The organism is Cupriavidus sp. WS (assembly GCF_000395345.1).
GTDB lineage: Bacteria > Pseudomonadota > Gammaproteobacteria > Burkholderiales > Burkholderiaceae > Cupriavidus > Cupriavidus basilensis_B.
The window spans coordinates 1-2,650 of record NZ_AQPL01000272.1; the positions used below are offsets into that span (position 1 = coordinate 1).

Annotated in this window: 3 protein-coding genes; 2 read left to right on the forward strand and 1 reads right to left on the reverse strand. The window is 69.0% G+C overall.

Going from position 1 to position 2,650, the window contains the following annotated elements; all coding sequences use genetic code 11:
- Nucleotides 1–130 precede the first annotated feature (130 nt).
- Nucleotides 131–709, forward strand: coding sequence for a cytochrome b (locus K206_RS0121985; protein ID WP_020204548.1), 579 nt, complete (start codon nucleotides 131–133; stop codon nucleotides 707–709).
- Between the two features lie 50 nt (nucleotides 710–759).
- Here the strand turns inward: K206_RS0121985 and K206_RS0121990 are convergent, their stop codons facing one another.
- Entirely contained in the window at nucleotides 760–2,034 is a 1,275-nt protein-coding gene (locus tag K206_RS0121990; RefSeq protein ID WP_029043932.1) for a GNAT family N-acetyltransferase, read from the reverse strand.
- Between the two features lie 211 nt (nucleotides 2,035–2,245).
- Between K206_RS0121990 and glnK the strand changes: the two genes are divergently transcribed.
- Nucleotides 2,246–2,584: a P-II family nitrogen regulator gene (gene glnK, locus K206_RS0121995; RefSeq protein WP_006162803.1), complete on the forward strand. Its 339-nt coding sequence runs from the start codon at nucleotides 2,246–2,248 to the stop codon at nucleotides 2,582–2,584.
- Nucleotides 2,585–2,650 lie beyond the last annotated feature (66 nt).

Sequence of the window (2,650 nt, forward strand, 5' to 3'; positions counted from 1 at the left end):
AGCGGGGCGCGCCGCCGGACCCCGACCCGCCACGGCGGGTTTTTTGTTGCCGCCGGATTGACCGAGACCAATGCCGGCGCCGCCGCGCGGGGTTAAGCTCCAGGCACATAGCACAAGGAGCCTCATCCCCATGAGCGCGATCTCCCCCGCGTATTCGTTCGACCGGCGCTATTCGGGCGCGGCCGTGTTTTTCCACTGGGCGGTGTTCCTGCTGGTCGCGGTGGCCTACGCGGCGATCGAGCTCAAGGGGTTCACCGCGCGCGGCAGCGCGGCCCGCATGGCCGCCATGACGGCGCACGAATGGGCCGGCATGCTGGTGCTGGCGCTGGCCGTCCCGCGCCTGCTGTGGCGGCTGCTGGGCGGCGCGCCGGCGCCCGAGCCCGGCCCGCGCTGGATGCGGCTGGCCGGCGCCGCCGTGCACGTGGTGCTGTACCTGTTCATCCTGGCGCAGCCGCTGCTGGGCCTGCTCACCGTCAACGCGGCCGGCCACCTGCTGGCGCTGCCGGTGCCGGGCCTGGAAGTGCCGGCGCTGGTCGCCCCGGACCCGGCCCTCAAGGACACGCTCAAGTCCATCCACGAAACCCTGGGCACGGCGTTCTATACGGTGATCGGGCTGCACGCGCTGGCGGCGCTGTTCCATCACTACATGCTCGGCGACGATACCCTGCGCAGCATGTGGCGGCGCCGGCGCAGCCGCATGGCCGGCTAGGCTTCGGCAGTCGGCCGGTTCCGGTTGGTTCTGTGGCTGGTCCCGGCCGGTCAGGCGCCGCCGTTGCCGGCGGTGCGCGCGAACGGCGTGCGGTCGTTGAGCTCGTCGAGGTAGGCGTCGATGCCCTGACGCTCGCGCTCCAGGAAGCGCTCCACCGCGTCGGCGAAGTCCGGATGCGCCAGCCAGTGGGCCGAGCGCGTCGCCACCGGCAGGAAGCCGCGCGCCATCTTGTGCTCGCCCTGGGCGCCGCCCTCGAAGGTGCGGATGCCCTCGGCGATGCAGAATGCCAGCGGCTGGTAGTAGGCGGTCTCGAAATGCAGGCAGGGATGGTGTTCCAGCGCGCCCCAGTAGCGCCCGAACAGCGTGCTGCGGGCCGGATCGGCGTCGTACACCACCAGCGAGGCGGCGATCGGCCTGCCTTCGCGCTCGGCCACCACCAGCAGCAGGTTTTCGGGCATCGCCGCGCCGATGCGCAGGAAGAAGTCCAGGTTCAGGTAGGGCGTGGAGTGATGTTCGCGGTAGGTCTGGCGGTAGCAGCGGTGGAAGAAGCGCCACGCTTCCTCGTCGATCTGCGGCCCGCGCAACTGGCGAAAGCCGATGCCCGCCTCCGCCACCCGGCGCCGCTCGGCGCGGATGTTCTTGCGCTTTTTCTGCGACAGCGTGGCCAGGAAGGCCTCGAAGCTCTCGTAGCCGGGGTTGGTCCAGTGGAACTGCACGCCGTGCCGCATCAGCAGGCCGGCGTCGTCCATCAGCGCGGCTTCGTGCTCGTCCGGGAACAATATGTGCAGCGAGGACAACCCGCTCTGCCCGGCCACCGCCAGCGCCGCCCGCAGCAGCAGCCGGCGCTCGTCCTCGCCGCGCGCTAGCAGGCGCGCGCCCTGCACCGGAGTGAACGGGATCGCGCACAGCAGCTTGGGGTAGTAGGGCAGGTGGTGCTGGGCGTAGGCGTCGGCCCAGGCCCAGTCGAACACGTATTCCCCGTAGGAATGTGACTTGGCGTACAGCGGCATGGCCGCGGCGAGGCGGTCGTCGCCGTCCTCGCGCGCCCACAGGGTCAGGTAGCGCGGGCTCCAGCCGGTGTCGTCGCAGGCGCTGCCGCTGGCGTGCAGGGCGTGCAGGAAGGCATGGCGCAGGAATGGCGTGGCGCCGGGCTGGGCGTCCACCAGGGCATCCCAGCGGTCCGCCGGGATCTCCGACAGATCCGAAACGATCTGCGTGCGATAATCCCCCGTCCGCCCGGGTTTCTGTCCGTCTTGTGCCGAAGCCGCCCCTGGCGCGTTTTCGGCGGGACGGTCCGGACCGGGCTTGCAAGATTCCGACTGCATTGCGCTTGATTCACTCACCGTTGGCTGCCGGCCGAGTCTACCGGAAACGCCGCGGTGCTGCAGCGCGGCAGACCGGGCTGGCCGCTGCCTGGCGAGGCGCCGGCGAGGGTCCGGCGGAAACCGGGTTTGCCGCGGTGCGGCAACCCACATCCCGCCGCCATGCCGCAGGGCTAGAATCTTTCACCAACCAATGAGAAGACAAGGGGCCGACATGAAGCAGATTACCGCCATCATCAAACCGTTCAAGCTGGACGAAGTGCGCGAGGCGCTGGCAGATGTGGGCGTCACCGGGCTGACGGTGACAGAGGTGAAGGGCTTTGGCCGCCAGAAGGGACATACCGAGCTCTACCGCGGCGCCGAGTACGTGGTCGATTTCCTGCCCAAGATCAAGATCGAGGTGGTGGTGGCCGAGAACCAGCTCGACACCGTGCTGGACGCCATCGTCAAGGCCGCCCACACCGGCAAGATCGGCGACGGGAAGATTTTCGTGACCGAGATCGAGAGGGTGATTCGGATTCGGACCGGGGAGCAGGATGAGGCGGCGGTTTGAGAGGGAGTGAGTTGGGTTGGGCGGCTTTTGGTTTTTGCGCTTCGGCTTCAAAGTCAAAGGCTTTCG